The 18,882-nt window shown below is 53.2% G+C and carries 24 protein-coding genes and 1 tRNA gene; 9 read left to right on the forward strand and 16 right to left on the reverse strand.

Annotation, left to right across the window (positions count from 1 at the left end):
- Nucleotides 1-21 precede the first annotated feature (21 nt).
- Nucleotides 22-678, reverse strand: coding sequence for an SHOCT domain-containing protein (locus ABI361_13925; protein MEO9321760.1), 657 nt, complete (start codon nucleotides 676-678; stop codon nucleotides 22-24).
- A 155-nt stretch (nucleotides 679-833) separates the two neighbouring features.
- Here ABI361_13925 and ABI361_13930 point away from each other — a divergent pair, with 155 nt between their 5' ends.
- Together ABI361_13930 and ABI361_13935 are read left to right on the forward strand one after the other, a co-directional pair.
- Nucleotides 834-1,013: a hypothetical protein gene (locus ABI361_13930; protein MEO9321761.1), complete on the forward strand. Its 180-nt coding sequence runs from the start codon at nucleotides 834-836 to the stop codon at nucleotides 1,011-1,013.
- A gap of 111 nt (nucleotides 1,014-1,124) precedes the next feature.
- A complete protein-coding gene (locus ABI361_13935) occupies nucleotides 1,125-1,328 on the forward strand; it encodes a hypothetical protein (GenBank protein ID MEO9321762.1) in 204 nt (67 codons plus the stop codon).
- A gap of 4 nt (nucleotides 1,329-1,332) precedes the next feature.
- Here the strand turns inward: ABI361_13935 and ABI361_13940 are convergent, their stop codons facing one another.
- Genes ABI361_13940 through ABI361_13950 form a run of 3 tightly spaced genes read right to left on the reverse strand, consistent with a single transcriptional unit; the run spans nucleotide 1,333 to nucleotide 4,765 of the window.
- Nucleotides 1,333-2,277 carry a hypothetical protein gene (locus ABI361_13940; protein ID MEO9321763.1) on the reverse strand — a complete coding sequence of 315 codons (945 nt, stop codon included), beginning with the start codon at nucleotides 2,275-2,277 and terminating at the stop codon, nucleotides 1,333-1,335.
- 57 nt (nucleotides 2,278-2,334) lie between these two features.
- Nucleotides 2,335-3,993 carry a hypothetical protein gene (locus ABI361_13945; GenBank protein MEO9321764.1) on the reverse strand — a complete coding sequence of 553 codons (1,659 nt, stop codon included), beginning with the start codon at nucleotides 3,991-3,993 and terminating at the stop codon, nucleotides 2,335-2,337.
- A 4-nt stretch (nucleotides 3,994-3,997) separates the two neighbouring features.
- Complete coding sequence (locus ABI361_13950; protein ID MEO9321765.1) at nucleotides 3,998-4,765, reverse strand: ABC transporter ATP-binding protein; 768 nt, start codon at nucleotides 4,763-4,765, stop codon at nucleotides 3,998-4,000.
- Between the two features lie 235 nt (nucleotides 4,766-5,000).
- On the opposite strand from ABI361_13950, the gene ABI361_13955 reads away from it, so the two are divergent.
- Together ABI361_13955 and ABI361_13960 are read left to right on the forward strand one after the other, a co-directional pair.
- Nucleotides 5,001-6,221: an NADP-dependent malic enzyme gene (locus ABI361_13955; protein ID MEO9321766.1), complete on the forward strand. Its 1,221-nt coding sequence runs from the start codon at nucleotides 5,001-5,003 to the stop codon at nucleotides 6,219-6,221.
- A gap of 68 nt (nucleotides 6,222-6,289) precedes the next feature.
- Nucleotides 6,290-7,078 (forward strand): transglutaminase domain-containing protein, encoded by a 789-nt coding sequence (locus ABI361_13960; GenBank protein MEO9321767.1) that lies wholly within the window; start codon nucleotides 6,290-6,292, stop codon nucleotides 7,076-7,078.
- On the opposite strand, the gene ABI361_13965 is transcribed toward ABI361_13960, so the two are convergent.
- Nucleotides 7,071-8,366: an MFS transporter gene (locus ABI361_13965; protein ID MEO9321768.1), complete on the reverse strand. Its 1,296-nt coding sequence runs from the start codon at nucleotides 8,364-8,366 to the stop codon at nucleotides 7,071-7,073. The two genes, ABI361_13960 and ABI361_13965, sit on opposite strands and share 8 nt — an antisense overlap.
- Between ABI361_13965 and ABI361_13970 the strand changes: the two genes are divergently transcribed.
- From ABI361_13970 to ABI361_13980, 3 genes are all read left to right on the forward strand, one after another.
- Nucleotides 8,365-8,652 (forward strand): hypothetical protein, encoded by a 288-nt coding sequence (locus ABI361_13970; GenBank protein ID MEO9321769.1) that lies wholly within the window; start codon nucleotides 8,365-8,367, stop codon nucleotides 8,650-8,652. The two genes, ABI361_13965 and ABI361_13970, sit on opposite strands and share 2 nt — an antisense overlap.
- A 106-nt stretch (nucleotides 8,653-8,758) precedes the next feature.
- Nucleotides 8,759-8,938: a hypothetical protein gene (locus ABI361_13975; protein ID MEO9321770.1), complete on the forward strand. Its 180-nt coding sequence runs from the start codon at nucleotides 8,759-8,761 to the stop codon at nucleotides 8,936-8,938.
- Between the two features lie 20 nt (nucleotides 8,939-8,958).
- Nucleotides 8,959-9,228 carry a hypothetical protein gene (locus ABI361_13980; protein ID MEO9321771.1) on the forward strand — a complete coding sequence of 90 codons (270 nt, stop codon included), beginning with the start codon at nucleotides 8,959-8,961 and terminating at the stop codon, nucleotides 9,226-9,228.
- Here the strand turns inward: ABI361_13980 and ABI361_13985 are convergent.
- The 7 genes from ABI361_13985 to ABI361_14015 form a co-directional block, all read right to left on the reverse strand.
- Entirely contained in the window at nucleotides 9,212-10,465 is a 1,254-nt protein-coding gene (locus ABI361_13985; protein ID MEO9321772.1) for a cation:proton antiporter, read from the reverse strand. The two genes, ABI361_13980 and ABI361_13985, sit on opposite strands and share 17 nt — an antisense overlap.
- 83 nt (nucleotides 10,466-10,548) lie before the next feature.
- Nucleotides 10,549-11,607: an aldo/keto reductase gene (locus ABI361_13990; protein MEO9321773.1), complete on the reverse strand. Its 1,059-nt coding sequence runs from the start codon at nucleotides 11,605-11,607 to the stop codon at nucleotides 10,549-10,551.
- A gap of 86 nt (nucleotides 11,608-11,693) precedes the next feature.
- On the reverse strand, nucleotides 11,694-12,440 hold the full coding sequence (locus ABI361_13995) for a protein phosphatase 2C domain-containing protein (GenBank protein ID MEO9321774.1): 747 nt from the start codon (nucleotides 12,438-12,440) through the stop codon (nucleotides 11,694-11,696).
- A gap of 57 nt (nucleotides 12,441-12,497) precedes the next feature.
- Nucleotides 12,498-14,183: a hypothetical protein gene (locus ABI361_14000; GenBank protein MEO9321775.1), complete on the reverse strand. Its 1,686-nt coding sequence runs from the start codon at nucleotides 14,181-14,183 to the stop codon at nucleotides 12,498-12,500.
- 219 nt (nucleotides 14,184-14,402) lie between these two features.
- Nucleotides 14,403-14,639 (reverse strand): Lrp/AsnC ligand binding domain-containing protein, encoded by a 237-nt coding sequence (locus tag ABI361_14005; GenBank protein MEO9321776.1) that lies wholly within the window; start codon nucleotides 14,637-14,639, stop codon nucleotides 14,403-14,405.
- Between the two features lie 44 nt (nucleotides 14,640-14,683).
- On the reverse strand, nucleotides 14,684-15,163 hold the full coding sequence (locus ABI361_14010; protein MEO9321777.1) for a hypothetical protein: 480 nt from the start codon (nucleotides 15,161-15,163) through the stop codon (nucleotides 14,684-14,686).
- A 109-nt stretch (nucleotides 15,164-15,272) separates the two neighbouring features.
- Nucleotides 15,273-15,566, reverse strand: a complete 294-nt coding sequence (locus ABI361_14015; GenBank protein ID MEO9321778.1) for a 4Fe-4S binding protein — start codon at nucleotides 15,564-15,566, stop codon at nucleotides 15,273-15,275.
- 151 nt (nucleotides 15,567-15,717) lie between these two features.
- Between ABI361_14015 and ABI361_14020 the strand changes: the two genes are divergently transcribed.
- Nucleotides 15,718-17,052 carry a tRNA(Ile)(2)-agmatinylcytidine synthase gene (locus tag ABI361_14020; GenBank protein ID MEO9321779.1) on the forward strand — a complete coding sequence of 445 codons (1,335 nt, stop codon included), beginning with the start codon at nucleotides 15,718-15,720 and terminating at the stop codon, nucleotides 17,050-17,052.
- Nucleotides 17,053-17,056: 4 nt separating this feature from the next.
- On the opposite strand, the gene ABI361_14025 is transcribed toward ABI361_14020, so the two are convergent.
- Nucleotides 17,057-17,158: transfer RNA gene (locus ABI361_14025), tRNA-Met, on the reverse strand.
- Between the two features lie 495 nt (nucleotides 17,159-17,653).
- Nucleotides 17,654-17,917 carry a hypothetical protein gene (locus ABI361_14030; GenBank protein ID MEO9321780.1) on the reverse strand — a complete coding sequence of 88 codons (264 nt, stop codon included), beginning with the start codon at nucleotides 17,915-17,917 and terminating at the stop codon, nucleotides 17,654-17,656.
- 163 nt (nucleotides 17,918-18,080) lie between these two features.
- Here ABI361_14030 and ABI361_14035 point away from each other — a divergent pair, with 163 nt between their 5' ends.
- Nucleotides 18,081-18,221: a hypothetical protein gene (locus ABI361_14035; GenBank protein MEO9321781.1), complete on the forward strand. Its 141-nt coding sequence runs from the start codon at nucleotides 18,081-18,083 to the stop codon at nucleotides 18,219-18,221.
- A gap of 3 nt (nucleotides 18,222-18,224) precedes the next feature.
- Here the strand turns inward: ABI361_14035 and ABI361_14040 are convergent, their stop codons facing one another.
- Together ABI361_14040 and ABI361_14045 are read right to left on the reverse strand one after the other, a co-directional pair.
- Complete coding sequence (locus ABI361_14040; protein ID MEO9321782.1) at nucleotides 18,225-18,365, reverse strand: hypothetical protein; 141 nt, start codon at nucleotides 18,363-18,365, stop codon at nucleotides 18,225-18,227.
- A 45-nt stretch (nucleotides 18,366-18,410) separates the two neighbouring features.
- Entirely contained in the window at nucleotides 18,411-18,806 is a 396-nt protein-coding gene (locus ABI361_14045) for a hypothetical protein (GenBank protein MEO9321783.1), read from the reverse strand.
- Nucleotides 18,807-18,882 lie beyond the last annotated feature (76 nt).

Here is an 18,882-nt window from a genome sequence, read left to right on the forward strand (position 1 = left end):
GCTCCTGGGCGAGCCGACTGGTCAGCCGTCCACCATTGCCTTGAGCTTTAGGAACTCGTCAACGGTTATCTCGCCCTTGGCCAGTCTGACCTTTAGAACCCTAAGGGGGTCATCTGAGGCAGGTGCCGCCGCTGCGGCCGTCGCGGCTGCCAGACTACCGGGAACGCTGACCTGCTGCTGTGCAGTGGCAGGTGGTGCGTCCATTACTTTTGAGTCAGATCCGGCAGGACTAATGCCGCCCGGGGCAGTCTTGCTTTTGGTTGCATCAGGCACGCACAGGCGTGCAGCTTCGTCCCAGTCATTTCTACAGACCCATCTTTTGCAGACTTGGCAATTAAAGAAGTGGCTCTTTGCCTCGATTATTGCTCCCGACATTGCAGCATCGTGTTCTTGATGCCAGGCGGCCGAATTGCCGGCGGATTGCTGGTTGTGAATCAATTGGTCCGCACCGCTTTTTAGGGTCTGCGCAATTCTCGGATCCTTTGAGTAGGTTCCGAGCTCGGCTCCAAGGTTGGCTACTTCGGCAAGGCCGTGCAGAAAGCTCGCCTTTTTTGCACTTTTGGATTGGACAAACGCTGATTTGTAGGGCTGCTGACAAATGTCGCAGTAGAAAATGAACTGAAAGCCGTTCTGGGCACTGGCGTCGGTGACTTTTTTTGTAAATGGCTCAGAGCTCAATCAGAGGGAACCTCAGGATGCTACCGACAGGCAAGCTATAAAGGCTTTTACGAATTGAGCCAATAACCGATTGACACGCGCGAGTAATCACTGCTTTACCGCCAGTCCAAGACAGGCGCAAACCCTCTTGTAGCTTGTCGTGTAACTGATAACCCATGAGTGACACGCCACATGACGACCCCAAAAGATCGGCGGCGCGGGTTGTAGAGCATCAGGAGAAATTCAATGTCCCTGTCCAGACCGAACAGGAGGAAGCGGAAACTCAGGAGGACGCGACAGTCGAGCACTATGCAGACCCACTTGAAGTAAAGAGAAAGAAAGAAGGTCTGGACTAGCTACGACAGAAAATCGATGACCATGTTTTTCTGACTGAAAGAGCCGCAAATTGCTTGCGTGTGGGTGATTGACGAATCACTAATGAACGGGTTAAAACCCACCGGACTGTCATGGGCAAGGGATTTGATTTCAAGTGGAAGCTTGTCGAGAACTATTGTGCCGCCATAGTAGGAGCAGTTTTTATCTGGCTTCTGGTCGAGGGTGTTACCAGGAATGACTCTGCAAAACTGGCCATTGCTATCGCAATAATTGCCGTCGCCCCTTTTCTAGTAACATTTATTGACAAAAAGTCTGCCGCGCCAAACGTTGGGTAGCGGATCACTGCCTCTTTGCCTGCTCCTCAATGACGCGGTCAATGGATTTAAGAGAATGATAGGTCTTGCCCGCATAATCAATGAGTGCGACCTTTACCCCCAGTATCTTCTGAGCCCGCAGATAGCTTGCCTCTGCTTCTCGGGAGTCTTTCGCAGACATTAGAAAAATGACGGCGCCTGACGGGCTCAGTATCCTGTAGTATGTTCTTTCGGATAGGGCGCTTGCCAGTCTTTCGACAAGCGTATTCAGATCTGTCGAGCCATCAGGAATGAACAGTAGCGCGTATAATGTAAAGGATGCAAGTTTTTGCTCGTCAGTGACGGGCACGACAAGCAGGAGGTTGGAATCGACCAGCTTTTTTAGCGAACGGACAGTGCTATCGACAGGCGCGCCGACTTCCATTGCCAGGATTTCGGGAGCTTTGAGCGAGTCGGAGCGCAGGGCGCGGATGACCTTCCAGTCTATTGCATGCAGTTCCGGCAACTGTTCGCCGGGCACGTCAGCCTTCGACTCGTGCAATAAGAGGGGTTCCTGTGAAAGCGCCGCCTTGCCGCTTAGTTTCGCGACTTTTGACAGGCTTTGCTCGATGTCCGCGTCGCCCTTGTACAGAATTGTAAACGCAATGGAGTTGAGGTATTCGTCAATCCGGATTATGTCATCGATAAGCATAAGGTCGGCTGCAGCGCTACCCTTTGAAAGCGGGTCTGGAAAAGGGAGGAGGTACGTCCTCAGTTTGTATCCAAGCAGCAGCGAGACGTTTGGAATTGCGATGTAACCCCTGATTAGATTGATTTCTTCAAATCGCAATATCCTGCTTTCAACCTCGCTTTGTGAAAGCCCTACTTCTGCGCCTATCCTTTTGAAGTCTGGTCGACGGTTTTCCGCCGAAGCCGGTCCGTAGTATCTAAAGCACGCTTGGAAGAAAACCTTAAAATCGATAGTGTCCAAACGGCAGCCTCGCCAGACTAACTAGTCCTGGTTCACTATTAAGCAATGCGCCGCGGGTCAAGCCTGCACGTTAGAAAGCCATGCGACTACGCCTTTCTTGCAGTAAAGATACGCAACCAAGCAGACGCTTGCCCCTATCGCCGTGGTGGCCAAGTACGATTGAAATGCAGCCGCGGGTGAGATGTGTCCAAACGATGCAAGCCCAAAAGAGAGGCGCACAATAGTCGGAGCAAATATCGTAACAGCGGCCGCTCCGCCGAGCATAAAGCCCGTCAAAAAGCCTGTGAGAGTCACGTACATTCCCCTCTGTCCGCTCGCATAGTAGTCAGGGTGCCTTGCCGCAATTCCAAGGCCGATAAAGCTCTCGGCGGCAATTACAAAAATGCTCGAAAATATCGTCAGGTACGTCCCATAGCTCCCCGCGGGCGAGACGATGCTAAATACGGTGATCATGGCAATAGTTGCGGCAAAGGCTATCACCCAGGATGGAAGTAGTTTTCCCTTTATCACCTGCTTCGCTGAAATGGGGAGCATGCACAGGTTGATAACCGACCTCCCCTCCTGCCCGATCGACATCATGGAAAACAAAAGAGGAACCATGAATGGAACAAATCCTGCCAGAATCAGGCCGGGCGCCCTGCCAGGGTTGTCCGAGGCGGGGGTCAAAAATGTCGGCAAAAAGAACGACACGACGAGGATGACAGGCATTGACATGAACCGCGCAAGCTCCTTGCGTCGGAGGAGCGCCCGAAACTCCTTGAGCGCAATCGCGGCATCAACAGGACCAAAGCCCAGCAGGGATAGTGTGATGCTTTTTCGGGGCGAATAGCCGCGCTGGCCTTCCGTGACCGCGATTACAACCGGAACCGACGACCAGAACCGGGTTCTCAGGTTTACTGCGACAACAAAAATTCCTGCCGTAAAAGCTGCTGCTAGTCCTGCAAATATGCCGGCCTGAAGGTCCTGGTGGGCCAGCAGATCAAGCGTTGAGACTGAGGGCCAGACCATGGGCACGAACCACACAAGCTCCACACCGCGTACGATGACCCCCAGTGCCCGGTACAGAAAGTACGAGTTAAATGAAAGCTGGGTCACTACCAGGAGCGCGGTGATGAGAATGAGCCGCGAAGCAAAACCAAATTTGCCGCTCCTGCGATAAACACTGGTAGATAGCCTGTTGGTTACTGCCCGCAGGGCCTCGACGGTAAAAGCACCTAGGAGCAGCGCCAAGACAGAAAGAAGGGCCGCCAGCGGCCATACCGGCATCAGACCGAACTTCATGGCAAGAGGAAGGCTTATGCTGATTCCGGCCATCAGAAATGGAGAGTATACTGCAGTCATGGATAGAGCGGACGCCGTGACGTACTCGCGCGGCGTCAGCGGAAGCCAATTCACTGACTCGCTTGAGGAGAAGATTGACCCCCTGCCTAGCTCCAAGAGTATTCCGGAAAGTATGACAGCTGAGGTCAGGCCGATGGGAAGGCCGGTGATTACCTGGGAGGCGACGTCGCCAAACGAAGCGGCATTCTTGCCGGACAGGTTTGGGAGAATCGCAAACTGGAGCACCGCAAAGGGGATCAAGAGTACGATCGCGTCTATTAGTATCAGTATCCAAGGCCGGGTGAAGCGGACGTTCGCGCTGTTAGTGCTCCTGCTAGCCCGCAGGTATGACTTGACAAGCACAGACGAGAGCGAGAGTACCGCAGAAGATCGCACGATGTCAATACCTCAGAGCTTCGGCTATTCTTGCAGTGTCCTCGCTTCCGGTGAGCTTCAGAAAGACGTCTTCTAGGCTTGAACCCTGCATGCCCGTCATAGACCTGAGCTCCTGAACGGAGCCCTCGGCAAGCACCGCGCCCTTGCTCATTATTGTCACCCTCTGGCAGACTCCCTCGGCGATCTCGAGGATATGCGTGCTAAATAGCACGGCGACCTGTTCATCGCGTGCCAGCCTGTGCAGGATCTCCTTGACTATTCTTGCAGAGCGGGGGTCAAGGCCGTTGAGCGCTTCGTCAAGAACGAGCACTTTTGGCCTGTGGAGCAGTGCGGCGGTAATTGCGATCTTTTGCCTCATGCCCTGGGAGAATCCGCTCATTACCTCGTTTACTCGGTCGGCCATCTGGAACGCACCAAGAAACTCTTCGACACGCTTCTTCCGGACATCACTGGGAATTCCGTACGCCTCCCCTATGAAATCCAGGTACTCCGCCGCGGTAAGGTAGTCGTAAATCTGGGGGATCTCGGGCACGTACCCGACGTACCTCCGCGATTCTACCGGCTGCGCCCTGACGTTGATGTCGTTTACAAAGATCTCGCCCTGGTCTGGCGGCAGAATTCCCATAATCATTTTCATTGCAGTGCTTTTGCCGGAGCCGTTTGGTCCAAGGAGCCCGCGGATCTCGCCGGCAGGGACTGCAAGGTTTAAACCGGAAACTGCCTTCACGTTCCCAAACGATTTTGATACGTGTTTGGTCAGTATTGCCTCCAACTCATCCTGTCTCCTATTCAATCCGGCAGCTGTATGGCGGGCTTAGACACGGGAGCAAAAATCGCATAATCCGCCTCCAGGCAAGCAGTGAGCCAATGTATTTTCACCGCGCAGTTCCATTCTTTGTTGTAGGTTACCTCACTTAAAGATTTGATATTGCATTGTGGGTCGGGAACACGGTTATCAGGAATTGGCAGACAATGTTATAACTTGCAGCCCCAAGAAAAGACCTAGAATGTCAAACTCGGCTAGAGACGACGCGATTAACCTCCACCGCATGCTCAAGGGCAAGATCGAAATCCAGAGCAGGATTTCCCCCGAGGCGGTTTTTGAGGAAGGAAAGGGGGTTCTGGGGCTTATCTACACTCCGAACGTATCATACGTCGCCAGGGAGGTCAGCATGAATAAGGAGCTCGCGTACGACTATACTTCAAAGTGGAACAATGTAGCAATTGTTTGCGACGGCACCCGCGTACTTGGTCTTGGCAATATCGGCCCGGAGGGCGCCCTGCCGGTCATGGAAGGCAAGTCGGTCCTTTTCAAGACGCTGGGGGGGATAAACGCGTTCCCACTTTGCATTGCGACCAGGGACAAGGAGGAGATTATCAGGTTTGTAAAGGCAATCGAGCCGGTCTTCGGGGCAGTCAACATCGAGGACATCGAGTCGCCGAAGGTCCTCGAGATTGTGGAGCGGCTTCAATCAGAGGTCTCTATTCCAGTATTTCATGACGACCAGCATGGCACTGCCGTGATCGCACTGGCAGCCCTTCTAAATGCCCTCAAACTGGTCAGGAAGCAGATGCAGGGTGTGCGGGTGGTAATCGCGGGGGCCGGCTCTGCAGGCTATGGCATCTACAAGATACTCGCCGCAGCAGGCTGCAAGGAGATAATCGTAATTGATAGCAAGGGAGCGATTTATCAGGGAAGGGATGAATATAATCAGAGGCCGCCTGGCGATGCAGCCGGCAACCCGTACAAGGAAGAAATTGCAACCAGGACAAATCCCCGCAGACTGCAGGGCGATCTCGGCAGTGTCATGGCCGGTGCTGATGTCTTTATCGGCGTGTCGGGAAAGGGAGGAATTGTCAATGCAGACATGGTAAGGTCGATGTCAAGTAATGCGATCGTCTTTGCGCTGAGCAACCCTGACCCGGAGATATACCCCGCGGAGGCGACAGCTGCGGGTGCGCGGATAGTCGCGACCGGGCGCTCGGACTTTTCAAATCAGGTAAACAATGCAGTCGTATTTCCGTCAGTGCTGCGCACCCTGCTGGACCTGCGGGCGCGTGGGCTGAACGAGTCGATGCTAGTTGCGGTGGCAACCGCGATCGCGGATCTTATTGATCCTGTGCATCTAAAGGAGGACTTTATAGTTCCCAAGGTAAATGATCCCAGGATTATGCCAGTTGTCAACAATACTCTGAAGGAGCACATGCAGCAGCACATTCAAAAGTGATCTGACAGTCTCTTATCAGGAGAAAAATTCTTTTGTGCAATACCATCCACTAGAGTGCAGAATTGCAATTGCCCGTAGATAAGGCGACCTGCGAATCGGCCAGCGCGGAACTGATTGAGCGCACATTTCCGCACAACAAAAAGGTTTCAGAGCAGTATGCTGACCCACAGACGCTTGATTACGTCAGGGCCTTAATACCGCATGAGGTGCTGCAGCTGCAAGGCCCGCATCTTGTAAGGGGGTTGCTGGACTGGTTCAAGGCAGATTTTATGCGCTGGCTGCCAAGCCAGATGAGGTGTGAATTTTGCACCACCAAGGCACCAGACGGTGCGGAGGCAGGGACCGTTATGCAGGTAACTATTGAGCCTGGTTCCACCTGGCAGTTGCGCAAGGTAGAGCGGTACAAATGCCCTTCATGCGGAGCAGAGCGGGTTTACCCTAGGTACAGCGATGTGCGCAAGATAGCAGAGTACAGGCTGGGGCGCTGCGGCGAATGGTCGATTCTCTTTGGCGCGGTTCTCAACGCCGCCTCCCTGCGCGGGAGGATAGTCCATGATTTTCTTGACCACTGCTGGAACGAGGCACTGGTTGACGGGCATTGGATGCACCTCGACTCTACGCTCCAGTACCCGACTTTCCTTGACCATCCATACCACTATGAGAGGAACTGGGGCAAGCAGTACACCTTTGTGATTGGCTTTGAGCCTGACACTCTACAAGACGTAACCCTGCGCTATACTGAGCACTGGCAGACGGTCCTGCAGAGAAGGGAAAAGTTCTTTGGCTTGCATGATATCCAGGGAGGAGGACGGATGGCCGAGGAAAACCTGCAGCGCCTGTATTCCAGTATCAGGTAGAATTCGTCTTGAGCTGCGCCGCGCCTAACTTTGTTCCCAGCCTTCCAAAAAGAGTTGCAGCGACAACCACCGCAGCGGCAAACTCCAGCAGGGTAAATGCGTAGAACGGCAGAGCGTATCTGACTGAAAACAGTATTCCGCCGGCAATCAGCCCACCGAACCTGCAGACGTTTGACAGGATGTCATAGACTGCGAAAAGGGAAGGACGCTTTTCTCTTGGCGTCAGCTCTATCTGCAGCGCCTCGTGCGTTGGCCCGTAGTAGATCCCCGTAGCGACCATTGCGAGCGAAAGACCAAGGATTGCCCAGAACGAGCTGACAAAAACAAATGCCGATGCGAGTGGTGCCGTCATTAGAATAGACAGCAGGATCACCTTTCTTTTGTCAAACCTGTCTGCAGCCATTCCAAGCGGCGTCCGGATAAGGTTTGCCAGGACCGCCTGAATGCTCAATACAAGCCCCCAGTGAAAGGTGTCCATTTTTGCATTGCTTGTCGCATAGAAAATAAAGTAAGGGCCTGTCGCCGAATTTGCAAACGTTACCAGGGCGTATGCCGCAAGCAGTGGCGCCAGTACCCTTGGAAGGCTGGCCCCATTTGCCAGAAATGCCCTGAGGTGCGACACTATTGAAGGAATGAAGTGCTGCGTGCTTGATTGCTCGGAGATTTTGCCTGCCGCAGGCCCTGCAGCCTGGACGGAGTCAGAAGCGCGACTCGCCGCTACCAAGCCCCGGGGCTTTGTTTCTCGCAAGAATCTGACAATAAGTATGGTCGACGCGACTGATGTCAAAACGGCTACCAGGGCGGCCAGCCTAAAGCCCTCAATCGTCCCCAGAGTCGTTATCAGGTAACCACCCGCTGCTGGCGAGCACATGGCAGGAACCGTGGACAGAGTCTGGTAAAGCGAGAGCTGCCCCGTACGGCTTTTTGCGCTTGTCGCATCGGCTATCAGCTGCCTCGAGGCTATTGAGCCGAGGCTGCCGGTTCCGGCCAAGACTACTACCACCGACAATACCTTCCAGTCTGCAGAAAGATAGTAGCCGAGTAGAAAAGCGGGGGCAATCCAAGAGGCTGCAACTACAATCCTGCGAAGGCCAAACCGGGGAATTATGACCCCGCCGAAAAGAGTCGATGGAATTCCTGCGGCCATTCCAAGCGCCGTGACAAACCCGTACTGCGCAACAGACCCGCCCAGGGCCGTAAAATAGACGGGAAGAAACGCCAAGGCAATGCTCGACAGGCTGCTAAGGGCCGCCGCTGCGGTCAGCACTGCAAGGTTTCCCTTTGGCATGACGCCAGCCAGCTGGCCCGAAGGGGTTGAGCTGGAGCGCAGCATTGCTATTGCCGAAAAGACCCACTTGTACGAAATGGCGATCGGCGCGTATTGCGATATGGTGCTACTTGTTCTTTTGTACGCTAGCGATGCGAGTGCGTCTGGCACGGCAGGCGCATGTGCCGCCGAGGAGGCAAGGCACAAGTTTGCCTGGGACGCGGCTCGTGCAGACAATCAAGACGTTGTCGGCAAGCTAAATTCCGGCGCAGAGGCAATAGGTGAAAAGCTAGCCCATCCTGACTGATTTTCTCGTCAGTCATGAATAGCAGGCAACCAGGATGGGTTTCTATTTGTCAGCACCCCCTCCCCCTTTGGTGATTCATATGTTATAAGCGAGAGATACCACGATTGTGGCACTTATGGCGGTTGTCGAGCTGACGACACAATCAGAGTCTTTTGACAGGACGCTGCACGACGAGATTGAGTGCCCCCGATGCAACGGTTCTATGCTCCTGTGCTCCGACTTTGACGGTTTGTACTATTCTTGCGAGGAGTGCGACTTTATGCTGCACCCCAAGCCTGCCTGCTGAATTGGCAGGTGCCGTGTTTCATGGGCAGGACGCTTCCCACAATTACGCAGATTCTGGCCTACGAGTATCAGAACTGGAAGCCCTTCCGCCAGGCTTTGAACAAGGCGCAGAAAAATTCGTTTGACCTCATGTGGGACACGGCTTCTCAGCACAGGCTTGCCATGATGTATGCAAACAGGCCGGCACCCATTCAATCGATAATGATGGCAATCCTGTTTGAACACTACAGAGAGCTCCTCGCCCTCACAGGCCGGAACGGGCGCGGAGGCCAAGCTACGACTGTTCGCTAGGAACCTCTAGCGCTTGAAGGTGCTTTGCCTTTGCAGCCGCTACGAGGGGCCTTGCGGTTAGTGGTGTGATAAGTGTTGTAACAAAGCCGATGGCAACGGCGATCGAAAAGAGCGAGGTGTCGATTATTCCTGCCGCATAGCCAATTGCGGCTATCGCCAGCTCCACAGCGCCCCTGCCATTCATAAGAAAGGCAAGGGCCAACCCCGCCTGACCTGAAAAGCGGGCAATTCGCACCCCCAGGTAGGCCCCGCCAATCTTGGCCACAATCGCCACTGCGAGGAGAGCGCCAAACAACGGCAGCAGACCCGAGATCGCCTGCAGGTTTATCTCGACGCCAATGAGGCCAAAGAATATGGGCCCAAAGAAGCCAAAAGTAATCGCTGAGACAATGCCGTGGAATTTTGAAAAATTCTCCTTTCCGATTATCTGCTTGTTGGCGACAAGCCCTGCAAAGAATGTCCCGATAATAAAGTGCAGTCCCATGTTGCTTGCCGCAAGCGAAATTCCGATCGCAGCTATCAAGAGGAGGCTAAAGCCCGCCTCGCGAGTGTGAAGAACCCGAAACAGCGGGCTTACTTTCTGGAGCAGCGCGTTGCCTGCAGAGGTCTTCATTCCAAAGATAAGGTAGAACAGAATGATGGCTGACACGAACAGCGTAATCTTGACAATAGACAGCCAGAGATCAATATAGCTAATATGACCGCCTCCGACCGCGGTCGAGTGAGCGGCCTGTATGATTATCGAGAGGGCCACAAGCGACATGATGTCGTTTATCACCGCCGCTGCCATCACGGTGTTTCCAAGCCTGGTGTTGAGCACGCCAAGCTGCATGAGGATTATGGCGCTTACCGGGACGGCTGTGATCGAAAGGAGCAGTCCCATGAACCAGGCCTGCGTGCTCGCCAGTCCAAAGAGCGTGCCGGTATAGTACCCGGCAAGAAGGGGCGTCACGAAAGCAAATACCGATACTATGATGGCCTGCTTTCCAGCCTTCCTTAGCTCCCTTGGATCCATCTCAAGGCCGGCAAGAAACATCAGGAAAAAGACAGAGATGTCCGACAGGAAGGAATAGTCTTTCGAAAAGCTGACCAGGCCTAGAATTGAGGGCCCGATTATGATACCGGCCAAAAGCTCGCCAACGATGGCCGGCTGCTTCAAACGCTGAAACACCTCGCCGAGGACTCGCGCCCCAACCAGCATAGCAATGATTGCTATGAAGAGCTGTTCCGCGGCCACTCTGCTGGTCTATCGCAGGATTATAAATCGATTTCCCGGAGGCAATACATAGAGCATATGGCGCGAAACGCAGCTGCACTGCTCTACCATCGGCTGCGATATTCGTCGCCGCAGTCGCCTATAGTTTCATACAGCTCGTTTGACTTTTGGCACACGGCCTCTATCCTGCTGATGTCTGAGCCGGTCAACTTTGTGCCAAAGGTGCGCAGGTTGTCGCTCCTGTGCTCGGCGATTCCGAGGCGAGCCCCTATTATCGCTCCTGCTACGGCAGGTCTGTCAAGAATGTACCTTGTCGCGACGTTCGCAATGCTGGCATTGTGCGCCTTTGCGATAGCGTCCAGCTCGCGCAGAAGCTCTTGAAAAAGCTTCCAGCCGCCCCAGCTGTCTATCATGCGCTTGTACTTTTGCAGGCTAGGCGTGTTAAGCTCAAGTCCGCGCGGCTCGGGCCTTCCAAGGTACCTGTCAGTCAACAGACCCCCACACAGCACGCCGTATGCCAGGAGGCTCGTTTTTGCGTGGCTGTCTTTTTGATTCAGGCAGTATGGCACCATCCTTACCTCGGGCCTTCTATCGATGATTGAATACTGGACCTGATTTGATGTGATATGGATTCCTGCGTCGTTCATTATTTCCATTCGCTCGGTGTCAAAGTTAGTAAGGCCAAGGCACCTTATCCTGCCCTCATCGCGGAGCTCTGAAAGGTACTTCAGGGCGTCAATATAGTACGGGTTTCCATAATCCCACCAGTGGAACTGCAGCAGATCGATGGTACTTGCGCGCATTCGCTCAAGGGACCTCTTGATGCTCGACCTGACCAGCTCCCTTGTTATGGTCCTTGGCTCCGGAACCCATTTTGTAAGCGCCTTGACATTCTGCAGCTGCGCCGGACCGAGCCCCGATTCTAGCTTTTTGCAGAATTCACCGATAAGGTCCTCGGCAGGGCCGTAAATGTCCGCGAGATCCCAGGTCGTAAGACCTGCAAGGTGATACTGGACCATCTCTTCCACAGCGCGGCCTGCGTCAATGTAGCCATGGCCTCCCGCGACCTGCCACATCCCGTTCACGATCCGAACTATTGCAAAATCCGGAGCCAGATCGTACCGCTCCACCTCAGGCTGTGCACTTTGCCCCCTGACGCCCAACTGCCTTACCGGTTACCTTCACTTATAATAAAAGCATTGAACGGTGCCAGTCAGCAGGCCTAGATTCCATCGGCCTTGGGTCTGCCTCAGGGAACAAAGCGCAATCCGACCCTGGCAAGCGCTACGGTAATGTTGTCTATTCCGCCGCGCTGGTTGGCTTCATTGACAAGCTTTGCACAAATCTGATCGGGATCGGAACTTTGAGAAACAACGTCCGCAATTGACTCGTCGCCTACCATATTGGTAAGGCCGTCGGAACAGACGAGAATAGAGTCGTTGTTCTCGAGCATGAGTTCGTCTGAGTATACTGACAGAGGCATGCTCGCTCCGACTGCCTGCGAAAGCACGTTGCCCCTTGACTGGTCCTTTGTAAGAAGCCTTATTCTGCCTGACCTGACAAGGTAGCACCGAGAATCGCCGACGTGGCCGATAAGACAGCGGCCCTGGTCCAGAAATGCTGCAGTAAGCGTGGTTGCCATGCCCGTGTACCGGGGATTCTGGACAGAGGACCTGCTTACCTCGGCGTTAGCAAGCTCGAACGACTGCAAGAGAGGCCTGACCTGGCTGTTCATTCCGGCCTGCAAGTCGGAAGCCGACCTCAACAATACAGATTCGACGAATTTTCTGAAAAAGAAGGCTATCGCGAGTTTGCTGGCAACCTCGCCCGCGGGTCCGCCTCCAACGCCGTCTGCCACCGCCAGGATTGCAGAGTTGCCCCCGGCATCATAGAATGAGCAGTTGAGTGCGACAGTCATCACGCTGTCCTGGTTTATTTCGCGGACCATTCCTACATGCGAGGCCGAGCCAAGGGCATACCTGTACTCAAACGGCATTTCGAAAGCTCAATGCCGAAGGTATCTTTTATTCTATTAGCATGCCTTGAAAGGGCTTCAGCACAGCCTTATTGATCGTGCAAGGTTGACGGCCTTTTCAGAGTCGTCCTTTTGAATTGAATTGTTCTTGTACTTGTTGCTAAAGTAAATCAGGTCTATCATCCTCCTCCGGTCGATGCTCACAATGCTGCCAGTGTCCTCGGCGTCGGCAGCCGCATCCGTGAGTATTACGACCTTGTCCACAAACTGGGTCGACTTGAGCGTGTTTGAAATTTGCTCAGAGCTCTTTTTCGAGTCGTTGTTGTTCATGACTACTGCCACTGCCACCTTTGAGCCGTTGGTGCTGCTATATACGACATCGATTCCGCCCTGGGGGCTTGCCTGAGCCGGGTTCTTTTGAGCCCAGACCGGCCGGGCAACCATGCCAACCTGATGCGTGAACGACACCAGGTCGCGCACGGCGGTCCTTATGCCTGTTTCAAGAGCATTATTGTCGCTGCAGCTGCGCTTGATGCGGATAAACTCCGACAGGGGTATATCCATCATGCTCTCGCTGATGCGCAAGCCCGGATGCGCGTTCTTCATTGTTTCATCTATTGCATGCTCGTCAATAGAAGGAACGCTTCTTTTCGAAGCATCCTCAAATGAATGGTACATTATGTTGAGAAACGACCGTATGCCTCGAAGTTCGGGAAACTCGTCATAGATTACCTTAATCTTTGAAGCAAGCTCGCCTTCCTCCCCTGAACTAAAGCCGGTCGCATCAAACGAGTTTGCGGCCCTAATGTATTCCAGGGCAATATCAAGGACTTCTTCAAAGCTGGCAAGAGGAAGGTCTAACTCTAGGCTGCTTGACAGGACATCCGCAATTGATGGCTCGGCCGAAGCAATCTGGTCGCGCAGCGACGGCTCGACTATCAATAATACCGCGGCGGCTGGGAACTTTGCGTCGCAGATTGCCCTGATTACTTTGAGGAGGTCGGCCTCCGGGCCAAGATCGTCAAACTCAAACAGCGTTATCTTTTTTAGAAATCTCAGGTTGAGAGATGACATGGCCCTTACCCACGAAAGCAATTCCGTCTCGCTCGCTGCGGCCGGGATTCCAGATCCGAGCCCGGCCTGGCTGCTGCCATAAAGAACCTGCTTCAGAATGCCAAGCTCTTCCGGTGAAAAGGAATCCTTGGCCAGCACCGTGCAGAGCGCTGCGTTATTTGGAACCATCTCGCCGGCGAGAACCTGCTTTGCCTTGGAGGCAAGACTCCTGCCGGACATCACGTCTACAAAGTCAAAGTTGAACACCTTTCGCGCGCCTTCCACGTTGCGCTCCGCCTTTTCAAGCAAATATTTCACCAGAGCCTCCCTCAACTGGGCGCTGTACTGCTCGCCAAAACCTTCCATCATGGCGATATGGAGCCCCTGCACGTCTCTTGTACGGATAGATGGCAGACTTATGTGGGTGACCGCAGCCACATGGCTGCCGAACTGCATGTCGCGCAGGTGCATTGCGAGGTGGGTTTTTCCAGATCCTGCAACACCGCTCAGAAGAATTGTACCACGATCAGGGTTCTGCTGACCGGCGTCTGTCGCGGAGAGACCTAACGCCCTTGACTGAAACTGCTCCAGGGCAGACCAAAGCGCAGCCCTTGCCGCCTTGTGATGCGGTCCCCCGAACACCCGCGGGTCTTGCGGCTGCTGTCTGAGTGTTTCTGGAAAGGGATTGGTTGCAAGCCCGTAAGGATACAAGACGGGTACCTCACTTGGAGGGGTTTGCCGCAAAACTGCACTGCAGCAGAGTTACCTCGACATAGCGCACGGTGGAACCTGCAGAAAGTACTACTGTTTCTACCGAAAGCGGGGTCTCCCTGGTCATTACAAGCAGTGCGTGAAAAATTCGTATTTAAGCATCAATACGACGCGGCGTGCGCAAAATTGTCAGCCGTATTTGAGCTAGAGCGACTGGCGCTATTTTGCGACGACCATCGTGTTGGTACTCTTGATTCCCTTGAGCCTCCGAAGCGACCAAGAGATAACCTCGGCGACGTCTTTTTCCGTTTCTTCTTCGACAATGGCCATCATGTCGTACTCGCCGTATAACTGGTAAACCTCCTTTACGCTCCTCATGGACTTGAGTTCCTCGTGCAACAGCTTTTCAAGTCCGGTATCGGCGTTTATGAGGACGAAAGCTTTTGTCTTGGTCAATGGCTTTCTAGACACGCCTGCGCGATCCAATATATACCTGACTTTCAAACGGATGTCTTGATCAGGGCAACGAATGGGCTCCAGTCCATCTTGTGGAACTGGATCGGGTCCTTTGCAGGGTACTTTACCCACCCCTTGACGATTGAAAACCGGTAAACCTGCGACTTGTCGCCGAGGTTGACCTTGACCTTGAGAAGCGTTCCCCACCTTTTGTCTTCAGTCGAAACATCCATGATCTGCCTGAACGGAATCTCCAGATTCTCGGGGCTCTTGTCCAGATCCTTTTCAAGCTGCTCGATTTTGTATCCCTCGGCCGGCCTGAAAACCGCTTCGCCTGCCTCAAACCTGTTGTTCTGCCGCGCCGAGTAGGTGTGGTGCATGCGGCCCGTCATCTCTGTTTTTGTTATTATTGCAAGCCGCCGGTCAGTAATCACAAGCATGCATTCCTTGCCACGCTTGATCAGCCCCTCCTTTTCCCACCAGATCCAAAATAGGTGGGCCTTTATCTCCTCGTCCCAGCTCACCAAATACTGCATTTAGCGGGTGCGGAGTATTATTAAAAATCTTGGCTAGTATAATCGCGTTATTAGGAAAGTGATGTAAAAAGTAAAAAAGGAATTGTTAAGCTCTTGCTTAACCTTCTTCCCAGCCCTTCACGAAGAGACCGTGCTTCTTCAGTGGGATTGGCTGTCCTGGAGTATAGTCCATTGGCCTCATCCAGAATATTGCCTTTGTTGGGCAAACGCCAATGCAAGCTCCGTCTGAGATGCATCTTTCTGGATAGAAAACGAATGCTTTGCCTCTCTTCCATCCTTCGACTGGCTTTACTCTCAGTACGTCCGGACCAAGGGCGGTGCAAATCTCTACGCAGAGCGCACAACCGATACAGTGTTGTTCGCTAACATCAGGAAGTATAGCTACTGGCATCTAATTCACTTACCCAAGCGATCCTAGTCGAAAGTATTTAAACTCTATGTCATTTTTATAACACCGATATATCGCACCATCTGCCGAAAGGGTGCACGGCGCCTAGAATCGTCTATATTCCATCCTCGAACATGAATCTGAGGTGGGTCCCTTGTCAAGCTTGCACATCGCCTTTGACGATACCGATTCGCGTCTTGGCCGCTGTACCACCCACCTTGCCTTTAGGCTTGCAAAGGCGCTCTTGCAGAGCGGATGCGCAGATTCCTTTATCGACTATCCAAACCTGATAAGGCTCAATCCCAATATTCCCTGGAAAACAAGGGGAAATGGTGCGGTATGCCTCAGAATGAGGACCAAGAGGCCTGAAGATGCAAAGGAGTTGGCCGTCGAAGAAATCAAGAACCAGTCTGCCATAGGGGCCGGCGCAAACCCGGGGATAGCCCTGTATGAAGGCGACGCCCTGCCTTCAGTCCTGCGGGACTTTAGTTCACGGGCTATGTCCGACGTTTTGAGCAGGCAGCAGGCGGAAAAGGTCGCAATACAGGCGGGCGTTGAGTTTAAAGTATTTGGGAACGGGCAGGGGCTTGTAGGAGCCCTTGGCGCTCTCGGCTGCTGGCTTGATGAATTTGATCACACCTTTGAATTGATAGGCTATAGACGGGATGAGAATTGCGGCACTGCGAGAATCGTCGAACCCGAGAAGGTCAAACAGTTCAGCAGCGAGACATACCCGGACACGTTTAACAGCTATGACCCTTATCACGACAGGGTGCTTGTTGCCCCGCACGGCCCGGACCCGGTTTTTTTTGGAATAAGGGGCGAAAGCCCGGAGGCAGTGTCTCGGGGAATCACGGCCCTGCAGCCTTATGAAGACCTCGAGGGCTTTGCGGTATTTCGGACAAACCAGGGAACCAATATGCACCTGCAGAATGAGCTTTCCCTTCAGACAATCAAGGCATATACTGCAGGCTTTGCACGCTGCCGGGTGAGCACCCCGCCCGTCATTGCCGAGGGAGGACACGTATTTTTTTCAGTGAAGCAGGCAGACTATGAAATGCCCGCTGCGGCCTACGAGCCAACCGGACTTTTTCACGTCGTAAGCAAACTGGAACCGGGCGACTTTGTAGAAATTGGCTTTGGCGTGCGAAAGGGCACTACAAAACATCCAAAGATATTGAATATAGAGTATTTGCGGATTATTCAGCTGGAACAGGTCTTTGAACTTGCCAACCCGCAATGCACGGCCTGCGGCAAGAAAATGAAGTCAGAGGGAAGGGGCAAAGGCTTCCAGTGTCCCAGGTGCAAACTCAAAGACCCGCTTGCTTGCAAGGTCAGGCTCCCGCGAATCAGGGATATTGAGCCCGGATTGTACCTGCCGCACGCAAAGGCACACAGGCACCTGACAAAGCCCCTTCAGCGATACGGGAGGGAGAAGAAAGGTGCAGCTGCAATGCCGCCGCGGCGTGAGTTCATTTTGCCATCGTAATGAATAGCGGGGGGTGGATTTTCCGGAAACTAGAACTAGTTGCCTGTTGAACCACCGCTCTGCGGGTTATGAGCCCGCCGGGATAACCTGGCTTCCCCACCCCGCTGCTTGCATTCTTTACTTCGGGGGCATATATCTCTCACTATTGCATCGAATTTTTCTCCAAAACAGTCAGCTGTCGAGAAAAGATTACAAAAACGCGCGGCCCGACGCCTCATTATTGCACGCAGCCAGGTTCGCTGGTCCGTCTGTGCCATAGACCCACATTGCTGTAGCTTCTTTTTACGAGCAGCTAGGACGAGTATTGCCGGGCTATGCCGTTCTGGCGCTAGCATAGCGGTCAATAGGGGAGATAGAGTCCGAATAATTAGCTAGAAGAAACCACCAAGAGCTTTTTATTTTGACCACCTGTCATGCGAGTTCGTGGATACTGTTCTAAGACAGCAGGCCGAGCGGTTGGACAAGATTTATTTTTGCAGCAAATGTGAGGCTATCTTTCTTTTCTTGTCTGATGTGGATGATCACAAGACGTTTTACGGGCATGGCGAATTCCGAACGGCAGCCCTGGAATAGCCGCGGATATTCACAGGCCGCTCAGTGGTTAAAGCCGCCTTATCTGGCGCTCAAGCCATTCAAGGGCTTCAAGTTCGGTGAAGAGCCTTTCCGACTCGTGCGCATCGACACAGCCTTTGACTTCCTTTTTCTTCCATTCAATCAGCTTGTCTAGTTTTGAGAGGTCTGCTGATCGGAGCATGTCTATCTGAAGCTGGAACATTTTGTTGACTGCAGGCTTGTTGCTGGCCCTTATCTGCTCCTGCAGGAAATCTATCCTTTGAATAATAATTCCGTCTATTACTGTGCTCAAGCACAGATCTCCCGTCTCAGATCATTATAACATAGATAGCACCTGTGGGGGAGGGGGGTGCTGCACCGCGCAGCATTGCCGGCAGACATTTGACGTGAACATATACACGCACTTGCTTATGTCAGGTCCACTCCTTCTTGCAGCCTGAATTCTACGACAGGACATGGAGTCAAGAGAACAGATAATAGCGGAACTTAGGTTGCTTGGGATGAAGGGCAACCTATTCCTGCAAGTCAACCCGACTACAGCTCAGCTAAAATCCCTTCGCGACAGCCTTCGAGAAATCCTCAGGCTGACACAGTAATCATTACTCAACGATGCACCTGCCCGACTCGTCCTGCTTGTGCTTGCCTAAGTGCCGGCTGCAGCCGATTAGCCGATGCTCAGTGCAGCCGCAGAGAGGACAATGCTTTATCTCGTCCCGTGCGTCCGCGCCTTTGTTTACCATATACTAGTGGAACTGCAATGGCGCTATAAAGTTAGCAGGTCTGAACTATCCGGCGACTCTGAAGGTATTGTGGTGCGTAAGTATGCTGCATGAACGCATAAACACGCCCTTTGCAGTGGCGCATTCCGTGTCGCATGAAGCAAGGCTGAAATCATTTTTCCTGCCCTCAATATTCTTCTTGGCCGACAGGGCATATTTTACAAGGCGCACAAGGCCTGCCCTGCCACCGTGCGCCCTGCCATCTATTATGAACCAGAACATATCAAGTCCATCATAGCCTGTCGGAAACAGCCGAGTCTTGATGTCCCGCCCTTGACGCGAATAGTGGCCTACCATCAGGGCTTTGCCACCAATGAAGACGTTTGCAATGCGAGCAAATTTTGTGCAGGTGTAGCACAGGTCGTCGTATATCAGAATCGGATAGGACTGCTCGCCTCCCATGTACTAGTGTAGGGCCCCATCGCTAAAAAATTGTTTTGATCAGGAAAAATCTGGCCGGCAAAGCCAGTTCAGTTGG

It is taken from the genome of Nitrososphaera sp. (genome assembly GCA_039938515.1).
GTDB lineage: Archaea > Thermoproteota > Nitrososphaeria > Nitrososphaerales > Nitrososphaeraceae > Nitrososphaera.

Bases quoted from the DNA above. Each gene is read 5' to 3' on its own strand.
- ABI361_14045 (MEO9321783.1), bottom strand. From the start codon at position 18,806: ATGGGAGGCGAGCAGTCCTATCCGATTCTGATATACGACGACCTGTGC.
- ABI361_14015 (MEO9321778.1), bottom strand. From the start codon at position 15,566: ATGCCAGTAGCTATACTTCCTGATGTTAGCGAACAACACTGTATCGGT.
- ABI361_13930 (MEO9321761.1), top strand. From the start codon at position 834: ATGAGTGACACGCCACATGACGACCCCAAAAGATCGGCGGCGCGGGTT.
- ABI361_14035 (MEO9321781.1), top strand. From the start codon at position 18,081: ATGGAGTCAAGAGAACAGATAATAGCGGAACTTAGGTTGCTTGGGATG.
- ABI361_13965 (MEO9321768.1), bottom strand. From the start codon at position 8,366: ATGCCAAAGGGAAACCTTGCAGTGCTGACCGCAGCGGCGGCCCTTAGC.
- ABI361_13980 (MEO9321771.1), top strand. From the start codon at position 8,959: ATGGGCAGGACGCTTCCCACAATTACGCAGATTCTGGCCTACGAGTAT.
- ABI361_13995 (MEO9321774.1), bottom strand. From the start codon at position 12,440: ATGCCGTTTGAGTACAGGTATGCCCTTGGCTCGGCCTCGCATGTAGGA.
- ABI361_13955 (MEO9321766.1), top strand. From the start codon at position 5,001: ATGTCAAACTCGGCTAGAGACGACGCGATTAACCTCCACCGCATGCTC.
- ABI361_13935 (MEO9321762.1), top strand. From the start codon at position 1,125: ATGGGCAAGGGATTTGATTTCAAGTGGAAGCTTGTCGAGAACTATTGT.
- ABI361_13970 (MEO9321769.1), top strand. From the start codon at position 8,365: ATGACGCCAGCCAGCTGGCCCGAAGGGGTTGAGCTGGAGCGCAGCATT.
- ABI361_14040 (MEO9321782.1), bottom strand. From the start codon at position 18,365: ATGGTAAACAAAGGCGCGGACGCACGGGACGAGATAAAGCATTGTCCT.